The sequence below is a fragment of the Pantoea sp. Morm genome (assembly GCF_016643525.1).
Classification (GTDB): Bacteria; Pseudomonadota; Gammaproteobacteria; order Enterobacterales; family Enterobacteriaceae; genus Pantoea; species Pantoea dispersa.
In genome coordinates, this window is sequence record NZ_VOQX01000233.1 from 1 (window position 1) to 1,665 (window position 1,665).

Annotated in this window: 2 protein-coding genes; one reads left to right on the top strand and one right to left on the bottom strand. The window is 61.8% G+C overall.

The window, feature by feature from the left end; all coding sequences use genetic code 11:
- Positions 1-723: amino acid permease (locus FT726_RS27155; RefSeq protein WP_346303838.1), on the top strand; the 723-nt coding region annotated here is incomplete at its 5' end.
- Positions 724-763: 40 nt separating this feature from the next.
- On the opposite strand, the gene FT726_RS27160 is transcribed toward FT726_RS27155, so the two are convergent.
- Positions 764-1,665: metal-dependent hydrolase (locus FT726_RS27160; RefSeq protein WP_346303839.1), on the bottom strand; the 902-nt coding region annotated here is incomplete at its 5' end.

The following is a 1,665-nucleotide window of genomic DNA, read 5'->3' on the forward strand; positions in this document are numbered from 1 at the left end:
TTTGTCGGCATTGAACTGGTGGGTACGGCGGCGGCGGAGACCAAAGATCCGCATAAAGTTCTGCCGCGTGCCATCAACGCGATCCCGCTGCGCATCATCATGTTTTACGTGCTGGCGCTGCTGGTGATCATGGCGGTGACGCCGTGGAACCAGGTCATGCCGGATCGCAGTCCATTCGTTGAAATGTTTGTGCTGATTGGCCTGCCGGCCGCTGCCAGCATCGTTAACTTTGTGGTGCTAACCTCCGCGGCCTCCTCAGCCAACAGCGGCATTTTCTCCACCAGCCGCATGCTGTATGGTCTGGCGGAACAGGGCGTGGCGCATAAGGCGTTTGGCCGTCTCTCGGCGCGCGCGGTGCCGACCACCGGCCTGTTCTTCTCCTGCCTGTGTCTGCTGGCTGGCGTGGCGTTGATCTACCTGATTCCGGATGTGATGACGGTCTTCACCATGGTGACCACGGTTTCGGCGATTCTGTTTATGTTTGTCTGGACCATTATCCTGTGCAGCTATCTGGCCTACCGCAAACAGCATCCGCAGCGGCATGCGGCGTCACGCTTCAAAATGCCACTCGGCAAGCTGATGTGCTGGGTGTGCATGGCTTTCTTTGCCTTTGTGCTGGTGCTGCTGACGCTGCAGGAAGATACCCGCCAGGCGCTGATGGTGACGCCACTGTGGTTTGTGGTGCTGACCATGGGCTGGCTGCTACGCCGGCGTAAAGCCTGATCCACCTAAACGAACAGGCCCGGTTATCCGGGCCTGTTCGTTATAAGCGTTCCGTGAATTTGTGCCACGCCTGCGCCAGCGACGGCCGCAGCGAATCTTCCCGCTGTGGTGCTGCTGCCGGCGCTGCGGCGGAACCGAGATTAAAGGTAAAGGTGTAATCCGGCTCTTCCCCCATGCGCAAATCCACGATCAGCGTGTCGTTGCCCTGCTGGCGCATGGCATAGAAACCATGGCTGAACCACGCAACGCGTTCGGCGTGCCACTGGCCTTTAAACGGGGCAAAAAGCGCGGGATGACGATCGTACCAGCGGATCTGTAAGGGACGATCGGGCGACAGCAGCGACCACCATGCTTCCCCGTAGCGCTGCGGCGTGATAATTACCGTGCGCCACACCAGCGTGTTGAACGCGGTGGGCGTCACCAGCAGTTGCTGCGGCTGCACGGCCTGCTGCGTCAGCTGGTGCTCAATATGTCGGGTAGCAACACTTTGCGCCACCATGCTCCAGCCCAGGTACAGCGTACTGATGAGCAATCCGGCCTGATTCCAGCGTAGCCCGCACGCATCCCGCCGCCACAGTGCGACGATCAGGGCGATCAGCAGCGGTAGCGTGTAGAGCGGATCGATGATGAACATGCTGCCGATGGCGAACGGGTAATCGGTCAGCGGCAGTCCGAGCTGCGTGCCGTACACCGTGGTCAGGTCCAGCAGCGGATGCGTGATCAGTGCCAGCCAGATGGCGAGGCACCAGGCGCGCCAGTGCTGCCGGCTGCGCGTCGCGCCAGCCACCAGCCAGCCAGGTAACGGTGCCACCAGCGTCAGCCACAGCAGCGCGTGGCTCTCGGTGCGGTGCAGCGTCATGTTGCGAATGGCATCGCCGTGGTCGATAAACACGTCGAGGTCCGGCAGCGTGCCCGCGACCGCCCCCGCCAGTGCCGCCTGCC